Raw genomic sequence first — 22,025 nt, forward strand, 5'->3', positions numbered from 1 at the left:
GTGCTTTCATGAGTGAAACAAATACTCACTTCCGCAATGTTAATGAAAATCCCTGTAATATGTGCATGCCTATGGGAGGAATTCTGGCCTTAAAAGGTATTGAAAAAACCATGGTCATTATCCATGGTTCCCAAGGCTGCAGCACTTATATGCGCAGGCATATCTCTGAACATTTCAATGAACCTGTCGATGTGGCTTCTTCTTCCCTCAATGAGAAAGGTACTGTGTACGGGGGGGAGGAAAACCTGAAAAAAGGGCTGGATAACCTTAGAAAGGTCTATCACCCGGATTTCATAGGTATTCTCACCACCTGCCTGGCAGAAACCATTGGTGAGGATATTGAAAGAATTGCCCAGGAATATGTGAGAGAAAGGGACCTGTCCCAAGATTTAGTGGTAGCTGTTCCTACGCCTGGTTATGGTGGTACTCATACCGAGGGATATTTTCTTACGATAAGAAGAATAGTTGCCAAACTGGCTAAGAAGACGCAAAAACACAGCCGGATTAATGTAATCATCCCTAATATCAGCCCTGCTGATATTAGGGAGCTTAAAAGGATATTGAGCCTGATGGATATTGGCTATATTCTTTTACCCGATGTTTCCGATACGTTAGACGCTCCTTATTCCAGGTTGTACCACAAAATTCCCGAAGGGGGTACCCCTCTTGCCCACATCAGGGCAATGTCAGGAGCCGTGGCTACGGTGGAACTGGGCATAACCGTCGACGACAGCCTTTCCGCGGGAAAATACCTGGAAGAGGAATACGGTGTTCCCCTCTATAGACTTCCCCTACCCATGGGCATAGAGAATACAGACCTGTTTCTAAGGACGCTGGGAGAGATAACAGGGAAAGGTGTCCCCAGGGGCTTGGAACTGGAGCGGGGCAGGCTCCTGGACTGTATGATTGATTCCCACAAGTATAACTTTCAGGGAAGATGCGCTGTCTTTGGGGAAACGGAACTGGTCTATGCCATATCCACTACCTGTCTGGAAAACGGTATTTTCCCTGCTGTAATTGCCACGGGCAGCAGGAATGAGAGGCTGGGTGCGCTGCTGGCCAAATCTCTGCAGGAAGGGGGCAGTAATTATGTTCTCCTCAATGACACAGATTTTGCCCATATCCGGGAGCAGTGCAAAATAATGAAGGTTAACCTGGCTATAGGCAGTTCCGAAGGCCGGTATTTGACGGAAAGAGAAGGGATACCCCTGGTGAGAGTGGGCTTTCCAGTCCACGACCAGGTAGGAGGCCAGCGTATCCTGTCCCTGGGTTACCAGGGAACCATGGCTTTTTTAGATCGTATCACCAATACCCTGCTGGACAATAAACATCAAAATTATCGCTCTTCTCTTTACCGGAAATATTTTGTCGGCTAGTAAAGCTAATAACAGGACTGAGGTGAGGAACGTGCAATGCTCATGCAAACGAAACATAGACAATAATACCGACAGTAGTAACAGTAAACATCCTTGTTACTCTTTTGATGCACAGCATAAATACGCCAGGCTCCATCTACCGGTAGCGCCACACTGCAATATCAGCTGTAATTACTGTAATCGAAAATTTGACTGTTTACATGAAAGCCGGCCAGGGGTAACCAGTGAAATATTAAATCCAATGGAAGCTTTACTGAGATTCCAAAAAGTTAAGGAAAGAATAGAGAATCTTAGCGTAGTTGGGATAGCCGGACCTGGTGATGCATTAGCTAACTGGGCAAATGTAAGAAAAACTATCGACTTGATTCAAAAGTCAGACCCTGACATACTTTTTTGTTTATCCACTAACGGGTTAATGCTCCCTGAGTATGCCGCAGAAATAATTGGACTGGGTTTAAAACATGTAACGGTTACTGTAAACTGCCTGGATCAGGAAATTGGGGCAAAAATTTATGAATTTGTAAACTATAAGGGCAGTCGTTACTGGGGTAAAGAAGCAGCACAGATTCTAATCGGTAACCAACTGGAGGGTATTGCTTACCTTTCACACCACGGTGTACTGGTGAAAGTAAATATAGTCATGGTTGAAGGTATCAATGATCATCATGTTCCCGACATTGTTAGAAAAGTGAGAGATTTGGGAGCCTTCATGACCAACATTATGCCTCTCATTCCCGCTAAGGGAAGTAGTTTTGAGCATTACCCTGAGACTAATATTATCAAACTCAACGAAATGAGAAAAAAATGTCAAACTGACCTCTTACAAATGTATCACTGCAGGCAGTGCAGGGCTGATGCCGTTGGTCTTCTGGGGAATGACAGGTCGTTGGAATTTACGGAACAGGTCCAGAAAGGAGCGTAATAATGCGAAAACCTAAACAGCATATTTTCGTATTATAGGGTTCCGGGATGAAAAACTTTTTAAGTAGTCTGTGAAAGGGGGGATTATTGATGTCTGACGAAATCGCGGTATACCTTGGTGAAAATGGAGAAACAGCATCTTTGTATGAGAAAGGCAAAGTGGTTATTTATCAAAAAGAAAAGGGACAATGGCGTATTGCCAGGGAAAAAGACTTCAGCCTGCAAGCAGTGCTTAGTATCAAGGATTTGAGGACGAAAATGCAGGAGATTATAATGTTTCTACATGAGTGCAAAATCTTTGTGGGACGTTCAATTGTAGGTATCCCTTATTATATCCTGGAGAAAGTGCAGTGCAGTGTGTGGGAGTGCAGCGGCAAACCAAAGGAATTCCTGACAGATATCTGGCACCGCGAGGAAGAGGAAAGACGTAATAAAATGAAACGGAGAAAATCCCCCAAGAGTATTTTCCCCGTTGAGGTTTATCCGGGGGTTTATACTATTTCCCTTAAAGAGATTCAAAAAAAGGACTCAAATTTGACTTCCAAACAGGTCCTGCTGCCTTTTCTCAGAAAAGGGGAATTTGAGTCCCTGGAAGTCTTGTGTAATCACATTCCCCTTTGGTTAGAAGGGGAAATACTGGCAGGTAATTTTGACAAAGAAATTATGGAACTCAATGAACAGGAAATGAAAATCGTCATCTCCAGGAGAGTTCCTGAGAAAACATGGTCTGACAGCAGCTAAGAGGTGAAGATAAATGCCTGTAAAAGTAGGTGACCATTATTCCTTCATTATTGACAGGACTATTCCGGAACTATTAAAAACAAACGGTGACATAACTGGTCGAGAGTTACAGAAGTTCATTTTAATACTGGCCAGGAGCGGTGTGGACTATGTTGAAGTGAACAGCTCCGCTCTGGCTGTGCTGGAGTACTTACCCAGCACTGTTAGTTTTATTTTTAGAGTGGAAAAACCTGAGGATCTGTACAAATATAAGGGTTCTCGCCTTCCTTACTGTGTGATGGATTCTGATTTAGTACAGGATAAAACATTGGCCAAAAGGTTCAGCAGGATTAAGATGAAGGCTATTGTGGAGTTTGAATTCACCGGACCGGGTGATTTACAAAAGCTTGAGCTGATAAATGGCTGTGCAGGTTGGCGCTGGGTAGACGCAGTACGGATTTCAGGTTTAAGTCACGCGTTTCTTCCAGAATGGCACCAGGCTGTGGAGGAAGTGAGGAAGTTAAAGGTTAAAGTGGATATTTGCCCCCACAACCGGTATTATTTAGCTTCGTCAACAGCTCTGGAATTAACGGGGAAAGGCGATACAATAGATTTTGTGACCGTAGCTTTTTCGGGTATGGGCGGTCTTTATGGGTTTGCTGCTCTGGAAGAATTAGTAATGGGATTAAAAGTAATTAAAAAAGTGGAGATCCCAGGGGATACAGCTTTGTTTTCTCACCTCAGTAAGTTATACCAGGATCTAAGTAAACGATGCATTAAAAATAACAAAGCCATAATAGGATCCAGCATATTTAAATATGAATCAGGTATTCATGCCGATGGTATTGAGAAGAACCCTTTAACATATGAACCATTTGACCCCGGGATGGTGGGGCAGGCAAGAAAACTGGTACTGGGCAAACATTCCGGATCAAGATCGGTAATATCCAAATTAAAGGAATTAAACCTGGAGATTCCTGAGGAATATACCTCACTCATACTGGAATGGGTCAGGAGCAGCAGTGCTCAACTGAAGAGGGAAATCTATGATTATGAACTGGCCCGTCTTTGCCAGCGCCTCACTAACGGTCTGCCGCTCATATAAATATGGTGAAATTATGGAAATAAGGATTATTGATACAACTCTTAGAGATGGGGAACAACAACCTGGTTTGGCGCTGGATTTTAATGATAAAATCGAAATTGCCAAGCTGCTGAACAGTATTGGCATATATCAAATTGAAGCAGGAATACCTGCTATAGGCGGCGAAGAGAAAAAAAGTATAGAAAAGATGGTCGAACTAAAGCTCAATAGCAGGATTTCAGCCTGGAACAGGATGAATATCAGTGATATCCAGCATTCCATAGATTGTGGAGTGGATATTATTCATATATCAGTACCGTCTTCCGACCTCCAGATTGCGGCCAAGCTAAAAAAAGACCGGAAGTGGATTCTTGACCGGTTGAAAAGATGTGTTTATTTTGCCAGAGAGCATGGCTTTACGGTCAATGTAGGGATGGAGGACGCTTCCCGGGCAGACTTGGCTTTTTTACTTGAGTTGTGCTCTCATGCCTTTGCCGAAGGAGCCCAGATGGTAAGATACGCCGATACTGTCGGGATACTTTCTCCGGAAAGGATACTTGCCGAGATATCTTATCTTAAAACAGCCGTTCCTGTAGACCTGGGGTTTCATGGTCACAATGACTTCGGCCTGGCGGTGGCTAATTCCCTTGCGGCAGTCCAGGGTGGCGCTAACTATGTGGACTGTACAATTGGCGGGATTGGGGAGAGGGCTGGCAATTGCGATTATCTCCAGTTTATGAAAGCGATAAATGGCTGTTTGCGGTTGGGGATAAGGCCTGGAATGGAAACTCTGAAATCGGTTGAAGAGGAAATAATGAAGATAATTAGTGTCCCATGGCTGTAATCAAGGGCAGCAAGCATTCCCGGGACTGCATTTACCGCTATTGTTATTGCTTTTTTCCTAGGTATAGCGGCAGCCCGCTGGATGGTAGATTATCAAAAGACGGCAGCGGATAGGGGCGCGTCGTCATTAGAGACGGGAGGTGTTGACTTTATGCTTGAGGTTAATATCAAGAAAGAGCTGCCAGGTTTTTCCCTGGATGTAGCATTTTCTATTGAACGGGAGATTCTTGCCATTCTTGGTCCTTCGGGCTGTGGAAAGAGTCTGACTATACAGTGTATAGCAGGTCTGGTGCGGCCTGACCAAGGTCGGATTGTTCTTAACGGCAAGGTTTTATATGATGGGCAGTTAGGAATTAATCTTCCGCCCCAGAGCCGCAAAGTTGGACTTGTTTTTCAGAATTACGCTCTCTTTCCCCATCTTACAGTTGGTGAAAACGTAGCCTTTGGTATACAGCACCTGTCAAAAGCAGAAATTAAGGATAAGGTTACTATTCTCCTGCAGAAAATGAAGCTGCAGGGGCTGGAAGGGCGTTATCCCCATCAGTTATCGGGGGGGCAGCAGCAGCGGGTAGCCCTGGCTCGTGCTTTGGCTCCCGAACCGGAGCTGCTGCTATTGGATGAACCTTTTTCCGCCCTGGATACCCAGGTCAAGGAGCAGCTTCTGTATGAACTGTATGAGCTCCACAATTATTACAGAGGCAGTGTGCTTTTCGTTACCCATAACGTTGCCGAAGCCTACAGTCTTTGTTCTAAAATGGCAGTGTATGGGGGAGGAAAACTTCTGCAGTTTGGGGGCAAGCAAGATGTAGTTGAGGGGCCAGCAACGTTAGAAGCAGCTAAACTGCTGGGGGTAGAGAACTTCCTGCAGGGGATTGTGACCTGGCAAGAGGGGAATGAAGTGTGGGTACTGGTTAAGGGGTTGGACCGTGAGGTAAAAGCAGTAGTAGGGGATAACAAAAAAATTGCAAAGAACCAACCTGTTATCCTGGGCATACGTTCTGAATTCCTACGGATTACGGCTTCATCCAGCGAAAATACGTTTTCAGCCACCGTCAGCCAGGTAGTAGAGGAAGTAACGAATTATACCTATTGCTTTAATTTTCCTGATGTACAGGATTTACATCTTGTAGCAAGAATTCCCAAGCAGGAAGGGGCACTACTTAATCCGGGGAGTGCGGTTTATCTTAATCTTCCTCAGGATAAACTTTTCATTATAACGTAAATGTAAGTTTCTTTATCACATTATATTTTTCGCCGTGAGGCATAATATTGGATAATACAAGCTGAGTGGAGGGTTAGCGTGACAACTCTAACTTACGAACAAATCTTTAAAGATTTGGTTAAATCGGCCTATGACGGGAAACTGGCTGAAGACATAGAAAAATTAAAGAGCCTGGGTGATGATGACATCAACCATTATGTTGACTATGCTACCGGCAGGGGAGACCCGGACAAAGTGGTTTTCAAGGTTAAAGATTGTAAGGATAATGCGGGATGTGAAGAAAGAAAGTGTGAGGTAGCCTGCCTGTTTGAAGCCATCCAAAGGGATGAGAAAGGTAATGTCATTATCAAACACAATTATTGTGAGAGCTGTGGTGCCTGTATTGAGGCCTGCGATTATAAGCATTTGGTAGACAGAAAGGAATTCATTCCTTTGATAGAGGTTTTAAAAGACCGGAGTGTACCGGTTTTTGCTATTGTAGCTCCGGCTTTTTTTGGCCAGTTTGGTCCTGATGTGACACCAGGGAAACTACGGGCTGCGCTAAAGCATTTAGGGTTTTACGGCATGGTGGAAGTGGCTCTGTTTGCTGATATTCTTACGCTAAAGGAAGCACTGGAGTTTGATACCCATGTCTCTAAAGAAGGAGATTTTGTTCTCACTAGCTGCTGCTGCCCCATGTGGGTAGGTATGGTGAAAAAAGTTTATACCAGACTCATTCCCCATATCTCTCCTTCTGTATCGCCTATGGTAGCCTGCGGGCGGGGGATAAAAAAGCTTCATCCTGACGCTAAAGTAGTATTTATCGGTCCCTGTGTGGCCAAAAAGGCTGAAGCGAAAGAAGAGGATGTCAAGGATGCTGTGGATGTGGTGATTACTTTTAAAGAATTGCAGCAGATTTTTGAGGCTGTAGAGATTAACCCGGCAGAAATGGAAGAGGACGAAAGCGAACATTCTTCCCGGGCCGGCAGGATTTATGCCCGGACGGGCGGGGTTAGTAAAGCGGTAGCCGATACTTTGAAAAGGTTAAGGCCGGAAAAACCAATCCAGATTGTTTCAGCCCAAGCCGATGGGGTAAAAGAATGCCGGAAGATGCTCCAGGATGCCTTGGAAGGTAAAATTGAAGCCAATTTTTACGAAGGCATGGGCTGCCCGGGGGGATGCGTGGGAGGGCCCCAGGTGCTGATAGATCCGGGTAAAGGGAGAGAACTGGTTAACCGCTACGGTGAAGAAGCCGATAGCCTTACTCCTGCCGATAATGAGTATGTGCTGGCTTTATTGAAAAAATTAGGATTTGCAGAGATTCCTGAATTATTAGAAGGAGAAAAATCCAATATGTTTAAGAGAGAATTTTCCTGATGGACATTTGTGCATAACAAACAGACAAGTATACTGTATACTTGTCTGTTTTTTTGTTACACACTGCCGGATTTTATGCTATATTAAATAATTATATGAGCGAGGGGAGTTAGAAGTCTATGGAGCATTTATATGCAAAGAGGGTGCAAAAATCCGGAAATTCCGACCTGGCGGAGTTATTCAAACTTTCCGAGCAGCCTGATATCATTTCCTTTGCAGGGGGGTTCCCCGACCCCAGATGGTTTTTAGATGAGATAGAAGAGATAGCCCACCAGGTCTTAACCGATAAAAAAGACATTGCTTTACAGTACGGTCCGGTGCCGGGCTTTACCCATGTGCGGGAATTTGTGGCGGGGAGAATGCAGGAACAGCAGATGAAGGTAACCATGGAGAATATTCTGATCACCAGTGGTTCCCTGCAGGGGCTGGACCTGATCTGCCGGGTATTTCTTGATCCCGGTGACCTTATTGTTTTGGAAGCTCCTACGTATCTGGGAGCTATCACTACATTTGTTTCCTATGAAGCGGAGATTGCTTCTATTCCTGCCGATGAGGACGGGCTGCAGGTGGACCAGCTGGAGATTTTTCTGAAGAATACACTCCGGAAACCTAAATTTATTTATGTGATACCAACTTTTCAAAACCCCACAGGCCGGGTGATGAGTCTGGAGCGGAGAAAGAAACTGATTGAGCTGGCCAATGAATACCGGGTGCCGGTCATTGATGACAATGCTTATGGGGAATTGCGCTTTAGCGGGGAAGAGATCCCCTCCATCAAGGCCCTGGATACGGAAAATATGGTGATTTACTTGGGGACTTTTTCTAAAATATTTTCTCCAGGAGTAAGGTTAGGCTGGATTGCCGCTGATCCCAAACTCATTGAAAAATTAATTCTCTTCAAGCAGGGATCAGATCAGACATCATCCTCTTTAAGCCAGCTCCTGGCTTATGAAGCAGGTAAGCGGGGGCTCATTGAAAAGCAGATAGCTGTTACCTGTGCCGGACTGAAACAAAAAAGAGATCTGACTATCAGTGCTTTACAGAAATATTTTAAGGACAGGGCCACATGGAATGAACCCGAGGGTGGTTATTACGTGTGGGTACAGTTAAAGGACCAGGTGGATACTTTGAAAAGGCTGACCCCAGCCGTGATTAATCATAAGGTGGCTTATGTGGCCGGTTCCTCTTTCTACCCTGACCGGCGTGGGGAAAATTGCCTAAGGGTTTGTTACAGCTTAGCCAAAGAAAGCGATATCGATGAAGGCATCAGACGGTTGGCCCAGGCCTTTGTCAATGCCTGAAACTTATAGTATATTGGACATCTACCAGGACTTCTTGCAAAGTGGCAAGAAGTCTTGTTTTTTTATAACTAAATTACCAATGGTTTATACTTCTTAATCCCCATACATTAATCAGGGTAAAGGGGCCAACACTATTCCTAAGCTGATTTCAGAAAGGAGTACGAAAGATGACACTCTTAGAGAAACTAAAAGATATAAATGAACTTACGAGGAAGGGGAAGAGGGAATTATCCCGGGAGGAGATTCTGGAGCTTTGCGATATTGTAAGGTGCCTTACCGAAAAGAACCGGGTTGAGGTCTATGATTACCTGATTGAAAACGACCTGGTCCTGAGCAAAAGGGTAGAGCATGAAACGATTAACTGGCTTAGTAATATCTTCCAGCATATCTCGGAGGCAGAAGGGGAAGGAAACGGTAAACCCCGTATTGTGCATTAAAGGTTGGTGGACCCTCTAGTTGTATTTTTCCCCTAACTTTTTGCACGGGCAGTAAGTATTGGTTATAATAGCATTAACGTGTAAAAAGAAAGGAAGATAACCATGGGCAAGAATCCGCTGGTTACCATTGAGATGGAGAACGGGGCTAAGATTAAGGTCGAATTATATCCGGAAACAGCTCCTAACACAGTGAATAACTTTATTGATTTAGTACAAAAAAGGTTTTATGACGGTGTGATTTTCCACAGGGTTATACCCGGGTTTATGATTCAGGGAGGAGACCCTGAGGGTACTGGAATGGGCGGCCCGGGTTACAGTATTAAAGGGGAATTTACCCGGAACGGCTTTACCAATAACTTAAAACACGACCGTGGGGTCATTTCTATGGCCCGGAGTATGCTGCCAAACTCCGCTGGTTCCCAGTTCTTCATTATGGTGGAGAAAGCTCCCCACCTTGATGGCCAGTATGCCTCTTTTGGCAAGGTGACTGAGGGAATGGAGGAAGTGGACCGTATTGTCAATGTATCCAGGGATATGCGTGACAAACCAAGAGAGGACCAGCGGATGAAGAATGTAACCGTAGAGACTTTTGGCGTGGAGTACCCCGAGCCGGAAAAGTTATAAAGTAACTCCCGTTATTATTGCCCCGAAATATCCACTTTCCAGCCTGAGGCTTCCTTGAAGGCTTTCATTTTTGTGTCTTTTGCTTTGCCTCCTAGCTGTAGTTCTACCAGGACCAGGGCATTTTTCTCGTCCAGCAGTTTTACCTGTTTGACAACGACCTTATCTATACCCTTGGCCATACTGCTGCCCAGAGAAAGGATGTCTTTTGCTGTCAGTAACTGTTCCGGTGAAGCTTGATCCGTACCTTTGGTTAAGGTGAGGGCTTTATCCAGGTCACCTTTTTTCATAGTCTCATAAAAAGTTCGGACTACGTCGGCAATTTTCTTTTCCTCGTTGTTTTTGCAGGCGGTTAAAAGAAGAGAAAGGATTATAAAGGCCATTATAAGTAAACTGGTTTTCTTCAAAATTTATTCCCCCTTTGTCTAGACCCATTTCATATTCTACATGATTGGGGCTTTTACCTTTTGGTAATTAACACTAAGAAAGAAAAGAAGAGGGCTCCGAAAGGAGCCCTCTTGGTGTCAGGCATTGGTTTGCTGAACGGATACGACGCTGTAGCCTTGTTGATTTATGGCAGAGATGATACTATCTACATCGCCTTGATTAATACGAAATACAATAATAGAGTTTCCGGAAGCGTTCACAAAACTGGTAGTGTGGGTAATATTACCGCCACAGGAGGCAATGGCTTTGGTGATTTCCGCCAGGACACCGGGACGGTCTTCGCCCAGTTTGATGGTAATACGGTAGCCCGCCTGCTTGATACCCATTATATCAATAAAGGTGTCAAAAATGTTAGTTTCGGTAATGATGCCTACCAGTTTGCCATCATCCACAACAGGGATACCGCCGATTTTGTTTTCGCGCATTAATAAGGCGGCGTCTTCCACAAAGGCATCAGGGCTTATGATAATTAGCTTTTTATCCTTGGGGAGAATGTCGGCGATTTTGGTCTTAGCCAGTAGATAATTCAGTTCAAAGATACTTAGAGTGGTAGCGGGAGACGGACTTACTTCCAATAAATCACGGTCTGTGACAATACCGATGAGTTTATCCCCTTGTACCACAGGAAGACGACGTATTTTGTTATCGCGCATCAGCTGCAGGGCAGTGGCAACTGTGGTTTGTGGTGTGATGGTAATGGGGTTGGGGGTCATACGCTCTTTTACTAACATTCTTAATTCCCACCTTTCATTACTATTTTTACACTATTGCTTACCCCCCCAGGTAAGCCTTTTTAACCTGTTCACTTTCTGCCAGTTCTTTGGCAGGTCCTTCCAGTACTATTTTACCAGTCTCTAATACATATGCGTAGTTAGCAATAGATAGAGCCATATGGGCATTTTGTTCTACCAAAAGAATCGTGGTACCGGACTGATTAATTTCTTTAATGATGCTAAAAATTTCTTTTACCAAAAGAGGCGCAAGACCCATGGAGGGTTCATCCAGAAGCATTAGGCGGGGCCTTGACATCATAGCCCGGCCTATGGCCAGCATCTGCTGTTCCCCGCCGCTTAAAGTTCCTGCCAGTTGACTGATTCTTTCTTTAAGACGGGGAAACTTTTCAAAGACCTTTTCCATATCTTCTTTGATCTGGGCTTTGTCTTTACGGAGAAAGGCACCAAGCTCCAGGTTTTCCAGCACTGACATGTTGGCAAATACCCGACGCCCTTCCGGCACCTGACATACCCCTGAACGCACAATTTCCTGAGCTTCCATGGTATTGAGTTTGTTGCCCTCGTAAATGATTTCCCCTGTTTTGGGCCGCAGGAGGCCGGAGATGGTTTTAAGAATAGTACTTTTGCCGGCACCATTGGCGCCAATCAGGGTGACGATAGCTCCTTCTTTAACTTCCAGGCTGACGCCCTTAATGGCATGGATTGCACCATAGTAAACATTAATATTATTGACTTTAAGCATGGGCTACCTCCTCTCCAAGATAAGCTTCGATAACCCGGGGGTTAGACTTGATCTCTTCGGGAGTACCATGGGCAATAATCATACCATATTCGAGAACGTAAATGCGCTCACACGCTCCCATGACTAAGGACATGTCGTGCTCAATGAGGAGAATCGTCAGCTTAAATTCGTCCCTAATCCATTTAATGAGGTTCATGAGTTCATGGGTTTCCTGGGGATTCATCCCGGCGGCAGGTTCATCCAGGAGAAGCAGTTTGGGTTTGGCAGCTAAGGCACGGGCAATCTCCAGACGGCGCTGCTCACCGTAAGGAAGGTTTTTGGCAATTTCATCTTTTTTCCGGTCTAAATTGAAGATATGCAGGAATTCTATAGCTTTCCTGGTCATTTCCTCTTCTTCTTTAAAATAGTTACCCAGGCGCATTACAGCCGAGGTCAAGCCGTATTTAACGTGGGTGTGGTAGGCAATTCTTACATTATCCAGAACAGAGAGGTTGCTGAACAGCCTGATGTTTTGGAAGGTTCGGGCCATACCGCGCTGGGTTATTTCATAGGGTTTTAAGCCCACGATACTTTCATTGTTGAATTGGATGGTTCCCTCGGTAGGTTCGTAGACACCGGTCAGCAAGTTAAACACGGTAGTTTTGCCTGCGCCGTTAGGACCGATGAGGCCCACCAGTTCGCCGGGGTGAAGCTCTATATTAAAATTGCTGACAGCACTTAAACCGCCAAAGACTTTGGTCAGGTTATTTACTGCTAACAGAGCCATGTTTTTCACCCCTTCCCAGTCTCTCCAAGATGTTCAAACTTAATTCTTTATTGCCCATTAGCCCCTGTGGTCTAAAGAGCATGATGACAATAAGGAGAAGGGCATAAATCACCATACGTATTTCGGCAAAACGCTGCAGCAAAGCGGAGATAATTGTCAAAGCAGTTGCAGCTAAAACCGAACCCGTAATACTTCCCATGCCGCCCAGGACCACCATCACCAGGTAGTCAATAGACTTTAAGAAGTTGAAGGTATTGGGCTGGATGATATAAAAGTAGTGAGCATAGAGGGCCCCGGCAGTACCGGCAAAAAATGCCCCTATGGTAAAGGCCATAACTTTATATTTGGTGGTATTAATACCCATGGTTTCGGCAGCAATTTCGTCTTCTCGTATAGAGATGCAGGCCCGACCGTGAGTGGAATTAATGAAGTTCTTAATAAAAACTACGGTGAATACAGTAAGGAAGAAAACCCAGCTCCAAGTAGTGACATGGGGAATACCATTTAAACCGCTGGCACCACCAACGTACTCGATGTTCACGAAAAGAACCTTAATAATTTCGCCAAAGCCCAAGGTAGCAATGGCTAGATAGTCCCCCTTAAGGCGGAGCGTAGGCAAGCCAATGAGAAAGCCGATAATAGCGGCGGCTATGGAACCGGCCAGGATAGCCAAGGGGAAAGGTTGGTGAAGTTTTAAGGTGAGAACAGAAGATGCATAAGCACCAATGGCCATAAAACCGGCGTGACCGATTGAGAATTGGCCTGTGAACCCATTGATAAGGTTTAAACTTACCGCCATTATGATGTTAATCCCAATCAAAAGGAGGTTAATTTCATAATAAGGATTGAGTTTACCCTGGAGAATAACTGTTTGGATGGACCCATAGAGAAGTCCTAACACAATTATGATGAAAATTGTACGCTTATTCAAAAGTTTTTGCATGGGTCTCACCTACACTTTCTCCCGGATATTTGAACCGAAGATACCGGAGGGTTTGATTATCAAGATAAGGATGAGAATGCCGAAGGCTACGGCATCCCGTAAAGTAGAACTCCAGTAACCGCTGACCATTGCTTCAATGATACCCATTAAGAGGCCACCTACAGCGGCTCCAGGAATAATGCCAATGCCGCCCAGGACCGCAGCGATAAAAGCTTTTAGGCCGGGGATTATTCCCATGAGTGGGCTTATAGAATTGTAGTACACGCCAACCAAGACTCCACCAGCGGCAGCCAGGGCGGAACCGATAGCGAAAGTAGCGGAAATTGTATTGTTAATATTTATACCCATCAACAGGGCTGCATCTTTATCAAAAGAAACAGCACGCATGGCTTTTCCTGTTTTAGTTTTTTGGACAATGAATTGAAGGAGGAACATAAGAATGAGGCTTACTATGAAAATAACAATTTGCTGGTTAGTCATATAAACAGCACCGTCAAAAAAATCTATCTTAGTTTGAGGAAAGACTTCGGGGAAGGCCCGGGGCTGAGGAGTAACTATTAGCATGCCACCGTATTCCAGGAGAAGAGACACGCCGATAGCCGTGATAAGGGCGGCAATTCGCGTGGCATTTCTCAGGGGTTTATAGGCCAGGCGTTCAATAATTACCCCCAAGATGGCACAGGCGATCATGGCGGTAATCAGTGCGGGTACGAAACTCATATTCAATTTGGTTATGGCAAAAAATCCAATATAGGCTCCTACCATGTAGACATCACCATGGGCAAAGTTGATTAACTTAATTATCCCATAGACCATTGTGTATCCCAGCGCGATGAGGGCATAAATGCTACCTAAAGAGATTCCGTTAATAAGCTGTTGAATAAAGGTGTACAAATGTTCCATATAGGCCACTCCCATTCTAGAAGTATAAAGGAGAAGAGGGGGGACGAGTCCCCCCTGTGAGAAAGTTTGTTGTTACAGTTCAGGTTTAGGGATTAACCTTTTCTTTGAAGACGAGCTTACCGTCTTTATCAAAGCTCAAAACAACAGCGCCCTTAACAGGATTGTGCTTCTCATCTAAGGAAACATTTCCTGTTACACCGGAAAAGCCCTTAGTAGCAGCTAAAGCATCCCTAATTTTGGCGGGTTCGGCGGAACCGGCACGCTTGATAGCATCGGCCAGCAAGTAAGCTGTGTCGTATCCCAGGGCGGCAAGAGCGTCAGGAACAGAATTGTACTTAGCTTTGTAATCGTTGACGAACTTCACAACTTTAGGATCAGTATCTTGAGCGGAATAGTGGTTTACGAAGTAAACTTCCTGCAAAGCTTTGGCTCCGGCAATCTGCAGGAGTTTGTCGGAGTCCCAGCCATCTCCACCTAAGATGGGGTTAGTATAACCGAGTTCGCGGGCTTGCTTGGCAATGAGTCCGTCTTGCTCATAGTAAGCGGGAACAAAGAGAACATCAGGCTTTGTGGCTTTAATCTTGGTTAAGGTAGCGCGGAAGTCTTTGTCATCGGTAGTAAAGCCTTCTTTGGCAACGACTTTGCCGCCTTTTTCAGTAAAGGTTTTCTCGAATACTTCAGCCAGTCCCTTACTGTAGTCGCTGTTCTTGTCAATGTAAATAGCGGCAGTTTTAGCTTTTAAGGTATTTAAAGCGAAGTTAGCAGCAACGAAACCCTGGAAGGGATCAATGAAGCAGGTACGGAAAGCCCACTCTCTAGTTTTTCCACTGTCATCAACGGTAACCTTGGGGTTGGTTCCTGAACTGGTAATGATAGGAACTTTAAATTGAGTGGCTACAGGGACAGCCGCTAAAACGTTAGTACTTGTTACAGGACCTAAAAGAGTTACCACTTTATCCTGTGTAACAAGTTTGGTTGCAACGTTGGTAGATTCTCCGGAGTCTGACTTGTTGTCACCTTTAACTAATTTTAGTTGTTGTCCAAGAACACCACCTTTGGCATTAATTTCGGCAAAAGCCATTTCAATACCGTTAACGGTGGAAACGCCGAAAGTGGCAACGTTGCCTGTTAATTCAAAGTTCGCACCTATTAAGATTTCCTTGGGTTTTTCCGGAGCGGGTGCAGGTGCTGGAGCCGGTGCAGGCTTAGAACCGCCGCAGCCGCCTGCGATGGTTACTAAAAATGCCAATACCAGAATTAACGCTAATTTTTTACTCAATTCCATCAATTTCTACCCTCCTAAAGATTAAGAATTTTTAGTATTCCACCCCGATGTTACAATATCCTCCCCCGTATCACCTCCGTTAGAACAGGGCAAACTGTTATGCAATAAAATAATGAATGTTGGAATTATTATATAATTAGCTAGTACAGTTGTCAATGTGTGAAAGACAGAGATGTACATGTATACATAATAATTACAATTCAATTCACAAGACATTTCTTTCCAGGCTTGAGAGCTATCCATAATAAGTCCGTATTGTGTACATACACCAAAAAGATCATTTTGAATAGATTAAGTTACAAATCTATGACTGATAGTGGAATACCGGCGGAGGTGGGTAAAAACTGTACCACTATCAATGAACACTCATTTTAGGAGGGAAAGCAGTGTGAAAAAGTGGAGTTTAATGTTGATCTTACTTCTTGTCTTTAGTTTGGTTGCTACCAGTATGATGGGCTGCGGCCAGCAGAAATTGACTAAGATTCGCCTTAATGAAGTCACTCATTCTATTTTCTATGCGCCTCTGTATGTAGCCCTTAACCAGGGATTCTTTAAGGAAGAAGGTCTGGAAATTGAATTAACCAACGGGGCCGGGGCCGATAAAGTGATGACGGCCGTTCTCTCCGGCCAGGCCGATATTGGCTTTATGGGCCCGGAAGCCACGATTTACGTCTTTAATCAGGGTAAAGAGGATTATGTCATCAATTTTGCCCAGCTGACCCAAAAGGACGGTTCTTTCCTGGTCGGCCGCCAGCCTGATCCAAACTTTACCTGGGATAAGGTAAAGGGCAAAACCATTATCGGCGGCCGTAAAGGCGGCATGCCTGAAATGACACTGGAGTACGTTCTTAAAAATAAAGGGATTATTCCGGGCAAAGACGTGACCGTTCTTACCAATATCCAGTTTGCCCTGATGGCGGGAGCCTTTACCGGGGGAACAGGGGATTATGTAACCTTGTTTGAACCTGTGGCTGCTACCCTGGAAAAGGAAGGAAAAGGCTTCGTTGTTGCTTCTGTTGGTAAGGAAGGCGGGGAAATCCCCTATACCGTTTTTTCAGCCAAAAAGAGTTATATCGAAAAGAATCCTCAAATCATCCAGAAGTTTACCAACGCTATTTATAAAGGACAGCGCTGGGTACAATCCCACACCCCGGAGGAAATTGCCAAGGCTATTAAGCCTTCCTTCCCCGATGCCGATGAAAAGATTCTGGCTACAGTTGTAAAGCGGTACCGGGACCAGGATACCTGGGCCAAGAGCCCTGTCTTCACTAAAGAAGCCTTTGAACGGCTGCAGGATATTATTCAGGAAGCGGGAGAGCTCTCCAAGCGGGCTCCTTATGAAAAACTGGTGACAAACAAATTCGCAGAAGAGGCTGTAAAAAAATAACTAAATGAGAAACAGGAGGGGGGTAATGATGGAAGCAAAAGTCATCGTTGAAGCGAAAGATTTAACAATGAATTACCATACTTTAGATGGTGAAACCGCAGCCATCAAAGATCTTAACTTGCAGGTCTATGAAGGAGAATTTGTGAGTATTATTGGTCCAAGTGGTTGTGGCAAATCGACCTTACTTTCTTTAATTGCCGGTCTTCTCACACCATCTAACGGTGCTGTACTGGTGAAAGGAGAAGTTGTTAGTGGCCCCAATCCCAACGTAGGCTACATGCCGCAGCGAGATCAGCTTTTTCCCTGGCGTAATATTCTAAACAATGTCTTGATAGGCCTGGAAGTACAGCATAAGTTAAACGATGAGACGCGGGAAAAGGCCAAGGAACTTCTCTCCACTTACGGGCTAGGAGACTTTATACATCATTACCCTAATCAATTATCGGGTGGTATGCGCCAGCGTGCAGCCCTCATCAGAACCTTGGCTATTAACCCGGAAATACTTCTTCTCGATGAATCTTTTTCAGCACTGGATTATCAAACGAGACTAGCTGTTTCTGATGAAGTAAGAAGTATAATTTACAAGGAAAAAAAGACAAGTATCCTGGTGACCCACGATATTGCTGAAGCCATATCCATGTCTGACAGGATTATTGTGCTCACCAAACGTCCGGCTACGGTCAAAAATATTCACGAAATCCGGCTCTCCTGTGATGACTTGTCTCCTATCAAAAGAAGGGAAGCACCAGAATTTAGGAATTATTTTAATCAGATCTGGAAGGAGCTGGACGTAAAATGATCAACGGTAACCCACATATTTCTCGCGAGCATCAAGCTTACCTCCATGCAGTGAAACTGGAACAAATGAAAATCGTGATTTCCAGGTTGGCTATCCTGGTACTATTTATTGTGGGGTGGGAACTGGCAGCTCGCTGGAAAGTGGTAGACCCTTTTATTACCAGTCAGCCTTCCCGTATTTGGGCTACCTTAGTAAACCTTCACAGGGAAGGGCTTTTGTATCACCATATTGGGATTACAACCACAGAAACAGTAATAGGTTTTGTCTCCGGTACGATCATAGGTACATTCCTGGCTGTGATCTTATGGTGGTCGAAATTTCTTTCCAAAGTGTTAGACCCTTACCTGGTTGTTCTCAATGCCCTGCCCAAAATAGCCCTGGGGCCCATTCTTATTGTTTGGATTGGCAACGGTTCCCCGGCTATTGTGACCATGGCCCTTTTGATTTCACTTATTGTTACGGTTATTTCCGTACATTCCGGTTTTGTCCAGGTAGATGAAGCCAAAATAAAACTGCTCCGGACTTTTGGTGCTACCAAGTGGCAAATCCTGCAGAAAGTAATTTTACCTGCCAGCGTGCCCACGATTGTGTCAGCACTAAAAATCAACGTGGGGCTTTCCTGGGTAGGGGTTATCGTAGGAGAATTCCTGGTGTCTAGGGCCGGTTTGGGCTACTTAATTGTGTACGGTGGGCAAGTTTTTAATCTTGATCTGGTTATGACCAGCGTTATGATTTTAGCTATCGAAGCGGCTCTCATGTACCAGGGGGTTATCTATTTGGAGAAGTCCCTGGGTAAATGGCAATAACGCTAAACTGAAACTGCTGCAGGAGAAAGCAGCAGTTTTTTATTATTTAAGTTACCACCAAGCCGGGATCCCAAAAGTCCGGATAACCGCATCATCCAGGTTTGTAAGGGATTAGCCGGGGAAGGTGAAAAGGTCTTTCTTGTTACCAAGGATATATTTGAACGTATTAAAGCGGATATCCTGGAGGTAGAAGCCCAGGATTACCGTAATGATCACGTTCCCTCCTATGATGATCAGTATAAGGGCAGGCAGGAAGTTTACGTGGAGGGGGAATTATTAGACAGGTTTTATCAAGACAAAACTCCTATACAAGGAAGAAGAGGTGCGGCTCATAAAAGAATGGGGAGGAGTGTTTACCCCTCGTTTTGTAACCAACGAATTTGTCCTTCTCCGTTCCTCGCAAAATCCCAAACAGTCCGCTCTGGGTAAATTTAACGGGAAAGAAATTGTACCCTTAAGATATAGTGGGATAAGGCCTTTTGGTATAGCACCCAAAAGCGTAGGGCAGAAATCCCTGCTGGAGGCCTTACTGAGTCCTCCCCATGAAGCTCCCCTGATTATTGCCAAAGGGGCCGCAGGCACCGGTAAAACGCTGTTGGCCCTGGCAGCCGGTCTCCATCGCCAAATGGGGAAAGATAAATGGTACAGGCGTATTCTGGTCTTACGGGCCAGTATCACCATGGATGAACAGATTGGCTTTTTATCCGGTGATGAACAGGCGAAGATCGATCCCTTGATGCGCCCCATTAGAGATAATCTAGAAGTACTGATTGATAACGATGAAGAGATGTGGTATGTTAACGAAAAGGAATTGGCAAATAAAGTTGAAGAACTCTTTGAGAGAAAGATTGTCACGACAGAAGCTTTAGGTTCCATGAGGGGGCGTTCCCTTGTGAAAATGTACGTGATAATCGATGAAGCCCAGAACTTGAAACCCATACAGGTCAAAGGATTAATTACCCGGGCGGGTAATGGTACTAAGATTGTTCTCCTGGATGATCCTGAACAGAGTGACCATCCTTTTTTGGATGCCCGGAGCAATGGTTTATGCTATGCTTCGGAAAAAATGAAAGGAAGCAGTCTCTGTTATCAGGTCACCTTAAATGATGAAGAATGTGAAAGATCGGAGTTGGCCGCAGAAGGGGCGAGAAGGCTTTAGCTAAAACTTACAAAAGTTGTGGGGTGGTGATTACCACGCCAACTTTTTTGTTTGACTTGTGATTATTACCCTGACCTGCTATGCTTAATACCGGGAGGTACATGAGATGGATAAACAAAAAAGGAACGATTGGATATTCTTAATCGTAAGCATCAGCATTTTAGCGGCATTGGTTAATTGGGTTTTAAATACTTTTATAAAATAGAGACCGGTTTCACCGGCTTTTTTTTGCATTTTCAGCCAGAATTAGGAGATGGCAGATTCAGTTTATTTCGAATATAATGACATTAACTTTAGTGAATACAAATGAGAGGGAGGGGTAAGATGGCTTACTGGATGAATAAAAAGCCATGCTGGGAAATTAAGAACTGTAGTCCTGAAAAAAAAGAAAACTGTACGGCGTTTCATAACCAGACCCTCCCCTGTTGGGCAGTGGGCGGGCGGCATGGAGGGACGTGCCACGACACCGAAAAATGTAAAGGATGCCAGGTATATCTGCAATATGGTAAAGGGCGGCCCATTCTGGTATATGTTGATGAAAAAACAAATGCCTGAAATTTCAGGCACTTTTTGTATTTTGGCACATAAAATAAAGAAAAGCAAAGTTTAGAAAGTGTTAAAAGGATGATTATATTAATTACGCTTTTTATGATCTTTTCTTCCGCAGTCATTGGTATTTATCTGGGTTTTCTCTGGCTTACCAAAGGTATTTAGTCATTGGCGGACCGCTGGTACAACAGGTAATAAATACACCGTTACACTTAACATACTCTTAAATGTAAAGGGAAAAATAGAAATAGGTCGACAACGTACTCATAAGGCTAGCGAGGTTTAAAAGATATGAACCGATAGTTAGTCTTGTTGTCGGCCTAATTTTTTGTTTACACTGATTATTAAGACCACTTATTTTATTAAGACCACTTATTTTATTTTTTGCATATATACCTGCTGGCTTTCTTCCAGGGGTTCGGTTAAAAAGTAAAGGATTTTGTCCTCAACAGTATTTTGCGGTAGATAGCCGTTAAAGTGTATTTTAAGTTGATTATCCTGAGTTAATTCACAGATGGCATTATTTGATTCCTGCCAGAAAAAAAGGGTATTATCCTGGGACCACTGGAGATTGTGGATGGAAGAAAGAAGGGAAATTTTTTTATGTAATTTATTTTCCTCAAGATTGTATGTAAAGATTTCTTCCTTTATTCCGTTGCGTATACTAAAGGCTAGGACGTTTTGTAAAGGGTGATAGGTAAGATTGGTGAGATTTTCAGGTGTAAAAATACTGCTAAAAGTATTAGTTTTGATATTCCACGCTTTGATATCTGACGTTGTCATGGATATATCGGAAAAAGTAACCATCAAGATTTCATCCTGACTAAGCCAGAAAACAGGACCTAAACAGGGAATGAGCTTTTGTATTAAAATGTTTCCTTGGATGTCAAGGATAGTTAAGGTAAAAAGGTCACTGCCTGCGTCTGGCACATCGTCGAGAGAAATCACTAAGAGCCGGTCCTCCTGAGGACTCCATTGAATACCAGTAATAATCTTAGTTAGGTCAGCGTTTTCTACACCTAAGGGGATATCAATTATTTTTTTTGTTTCTAATTCTAGGATGGAGAGACCATTTTCGGCAGCGTAGGCTAGTTTTTGTCCATCCTTATTCCAGGCACAAAGGGAAAAAGGTGATAAATTTAAGAAGATGGCGGAATCTTTTAGATCATGAAGACTTAGCCCATCTTTATAATGGTATATGACAAATTTATGCCCGTCAGGACTTAAAGAAGCTCCATGACCCCAGGCTTTAAGCGGTATACCTGATGCTTGTTTTATGCTGTCCTGTTGATTGCGCAAGGCACGCACTTTACCTTCTTTATTAATAAATACTTCTATAGTAATTCCTTGAGGGAGATCATCCAACCGGCCAATGGTTCCGCTATATATTCCCATAATTGCTATAAGCGGGTCGTCTTCCATAATAAGTGTTTGCCGTCTATCCTTATTGGTAAGGTAAAGCCGGTTGAGTTCATAACCCGAATAGGTTCCGGTTATCATTTTTTCACCTTGAGTAAGTACCCAGGGGGATGAAGCATCGGCCCTTCCCATAGCAAGCAAAGATATGGCGATTAGCAGGATAGTAGAACAGATTCTATTTTTCAAAAAATTCATCCCTTCCCTG

Annotated in this window: 24 protein-coding genes; 16 read left to right on the forward strand and 8 right to left on the reverse strand. The window is 44.1% G+C overall.

What is annotated here, in order from left to right:
- Positions 1-8 precede the first annotated feature (8 nt).
- From BR63_RS02010 to BR63_RS02055, 10 genes are all read left to right on the forward strand, one after another.
- Entirely contained in the window at positions 9-1,376 is a 1,368-nt protein-coding gene (locus BR63_RS02010) for a nitrogenase component 1 (protein WP_034423378.1), read from the forward strand.
- Between the two features lie 31 nt (positions 1,377-1,407).
- The gene (nifB, locus tag BR63_RS02015) at positions 1,408-2,298 is read left to right on the forward strand and encodes a nitrogenase cofactor biosynthesis protein NifB (RefSeq protein WP_081908209.1); all 891 of its coding nucleotides are present in this window, start codon (positions 1,408-1,410) and stop codon (positions 2,296-2,298) included.
- 89 nt (positions 2,299-2,387) lie between these two features.
- A complete protein-coding gene (locus BR63_RS02020) occupies positions 2,388-3,038 on the forward strand; it encodes a Fe-only nitrogenase accessory AnfO family protein (RefSeq protein WP_034423380.1) in 651 nt (216 codons plus the stop codon).
- Positions 3,039-3,051: 13 nt separating this feature from the next.
- Positions 3,052-4,122: a homocitrate synthase/isopropylmalate synthase family protein gene (locus tag BR63_RS02025; protein ID WP_034423382.1), complete on the forward strand. Its 1,071-nt coding sequence runs from the start codon at positions 3,052-3,054 to the stop codon at positions 4,120-4,122.
- The gene (locus BR63_RS02030) at positions 4,064-4,945 is read left to right on the forward strand and encodes a beta/alpha barrel domain-containing protein (RefSeq protein ID WP_243270052.1); all 882 of its coding nucleotides are present in this window, start codon (positions 4,064-4,066) and stop codon (positions 4,943-4,945) included. Before BR63_RS02025 ends, BR63_RS02030 begins: the two co-directional genes overlap by 59 nt.
- A gap of 150 nt (positions 4,946-5,095) precedes the next feature.
- On the forward strand, positions 5,096-6,166 hold the full coding sequence (locus BR63_RS02035) for a sulfate/molybdate ABC transporter ATP-binding protein (RefSeq protein ID WP_034423384.1): 1,071 nt from the start codon (positions 5,096-5,098) through the stop codon (positions 6,164-6,166).
- 78 nt (positions 6,167-6,244) lie between these two features.
- Positions 6,245-7,522: a [Fe-Fe] hydrogenase large subunit C-terminal domain-containing protein gene (locus BR63_RS02040; RefSeq protein ID WP_034423386.1), complete on the forward strand. Its 1,278-nt coding sequence runs from the start codon at positions 6,245-6,247 to the stop codon at positions 7,520-7,522.
- 119 nt (positions 7,523-7,641) lie between these two features.
- Positions 7,642-8,823 (forward strand): aminotransferase-like domain-containing protein, encoded by a 1,182-nt coding sequence (locus tag BR63_RS02045; protein WP_034423388.1) that lies wholly within the window; start codon positions 7,642-7,644, stop codon positions 8,821-8,823.
- A 167-nt stretch (positions 8,824-8,990) separates the two neighbouring features.
- The gene (locus BR63_RS02050; protein ID WP_034423390.1) at positions 8,991-9,260 is read left to right on the forward strand and encodes an uS7 family ribosomal protein; all 270 of its coding nucleotides are present in this window, start codon (positions 8,991-8,993) and stop codon (positions 9,258-9,260) included.
- 102 nt (positions 9,261-9,362) lie between these two features.
- Positions 9,363-9,884 (forward strand): peptidylprolyl isomerase, encoded by a 522-nt coding sequence (locus BR63_RS02055; protein WP_034423392.1) that lies wholly within the window; start codon positions 9,363-9,365, stop codon positions 9,882-9,884.
- A gap of 14 nt (positions 9,885-9,898) precedes the next feature.
- Here BR63_RS02055 and BR63_RS02060 read toward each other — a convergent pair whose 3' ends face one another.
- The 7 genes from BR63_RS02060 to BR63_RS02090 form a co-directional block, all read right to left on the reverse strand.
- Positions 9,899-10,288, reverse strand: coding sequence for a hypothetical protein (locus BR63_RS02060; RefSeq protein ID WP_034423394.1), 390 nt, complete (start codon positions 10,286-10,288; stop codon positions 9,899-9,901).
- Positions 10,289-10,405: 117 nt separating this feature from the next.
- Entirely contained in the window at positions 10,406-11,059 is a 654-nt protein-coding gene (locus tag BR63_RS02065) for a CBS and ACT domain-containing protein (protein ID WP_034423396.1), read from the reverse strand.
- Positions 11,060-11,099: 40 nt separating this feature from the next.
- Complete coding sequence (locus tag BR63_RS02070; RefSeq protein ID WP_034423398.1) at positions 11,100-11,804, reverse strand: ABC transporter ATP-binding protein; 705 nt, start codon at positions 11,802-11,804, stop codon at positions 11,100-11,102.
- The gene (locus tag BR63_RS02075) at positions 11,797-12,570 is read right to left on the reverse strand and encodes an ABC transporter ATP-binding protein (RefSeq protein WP_034423400.1); all 774 of its coding nucleotides are present in this window, start codon (positions 12,568-12,570) and stop codon (positions 11,797-11,799) included. Before BR63_RS02075 ends, BR63_RS02070 begins: the two co-directional genes overlap by 8 nt.
- Complete coding sequence (locus BR63_RS02080) at positions 12,548-13,513, reverse strand: branched-chain amino acid ABC transporter permease (RefSeq protein ID WP_034423433.1); 966 nt, start codon at positions 13,511-13,513, stop codon at positions 12,548-12,550. Before BR63_RS02080 ends, BR63_RS02075 begins: the two co-directional genes overlap by 23 nt.
- A 9-nt stretch (positions 13,514-13,522) precedes the next feature.
- Complete coding sequence (locus BR63_RS02085; RefSeq protein WP_161781888.1) at positions 13,523-14,407, reverse strand: branched-chain amino acid ABC transporter permease; 885 nt, start codon at positions 14,405-14,407, stop codon at positions 13,523-13,525.
- A 94-nt stretch (positions 14,408-14,501) separates the two neighbouring features.
- A complete protein-coding gene (locus tag BR63_RS02090) occupies positions 14,502-15,701 on the reverse strand; it encodes an ABC transporter substrate-binding protein (protein WP_081908211.1) in 1,200 nt (399 codons plus the stop codon).
- Between the two features lie 358 nt (positions 15,702-16,059).
- Here BR63_RS02090 and BR63_RS02095 point away from each other — a divergent pair, with 358 nt between their 5' ends.
- The 6 genes from BR63_RS02095 (at position 16,060) to BR63_RS02120 (ending at position 20,407) form a co-directional block, all read left to right on the forward strand.
- Positions 16,060-17,088 carry an ABC transporter substrate-binding protein gene (locus tag BR63_RS02095; RefSeq protein ID WP_051965923.1) on the forward strand — a complete coding sequence of 343 codons (1,029 nt, stop codon included), beginning with the start codon at positions 16,060-16,062 and terminating at the stop codon, positions 17,086-17,088.
- A gap of 28 nt (positions 17,089-17,116) precedes the next feature.
- Positions 17,117-17,887: an ABC transporter ATP-binding protein gene (locus BR63_RS02100; RefSeq protein ID WP_034423436.1), complete on the forward strand. Its 771-nt coding sequence runs from the start codon at positions 17,117-17,119 to the stop codon at positions 17,885-17,887.
- Positions 17,884-18,693 carry an ABC transporter permease gene (locus BR63_RS02105; protein WP_034423404.1) on the forward strand — a complete coding sequence of 270 codons (810 nt, stop codon included), beginning with the start codon at positions 17,884-17,886 and terminating at the stop codon, positions 18,691-18,693. Before BR63_RS02100 ends, BR63_RS02105 begins: the two co-directional genes overlap by 4 nt.
- Positions 18,694-18,786: 93 nt before the next feature.
- Positions 18,787-19,122: a PIN domain-containing protein gene (locus tag BR63_RS19930; protein WP_420825500.1), complete on the forward strand. Its 336-nt coding sequence runs from the start codon at positions 18,787-18,789 to the stop codon at positions 19,120-19,122.
- Positions 19,016-19,852, forward strand: coding sequence for a PhoH family protein (locus tag BR63_RS02115; protein WP_051965925.1), 837 nt, complete (start codon positions 19,016-19,018; stop codon positions 19,850-19,852). The genes BR63_RS19930 and BR63_RS02115 overlap by 107 nt, the downstream gene beginning before the upstream one ends.
- 324 nt (positions 19,853-20,176) lie before the next feature.
- Entirely contained in the window at positions 20,177-20,407 is a 231-nt protein-coding gene (locus BR63_RS02120) for a MerR family transcriptional regulator (RefSeq protein WP_034423406.1), read from the forward strand.
- Positions 20,408-20,773: 366 nt separating this feature from the next.
- Here BR63_RS02120 and BR63_RS02125 read toward each other — a convergent pair whose 3' ends face one another.
- On the reverse strand, positions 20,774-22,006 hold the full coding sequence (locus BR63_RS02125) for a hypothetical protein (protein ID WP_034423408.1): 1,233 nt from the start codon (positions 22,004-22,006) through the stop codon (positions 20,774-20,776).
- Positions 22,007-22,025: the final 19 nt, after the last annotated feature.

This window comes from Thermanaerosceptrum fracticalcis (assembly GCF_000746025.2).
GTDB classification, from domain to species: Bacteria; Bacillota; Peptococcia; order DRI-13; family DRI-13; genus Thermanaerosceptrum; species Thermanaerosceptrum fracticalcis.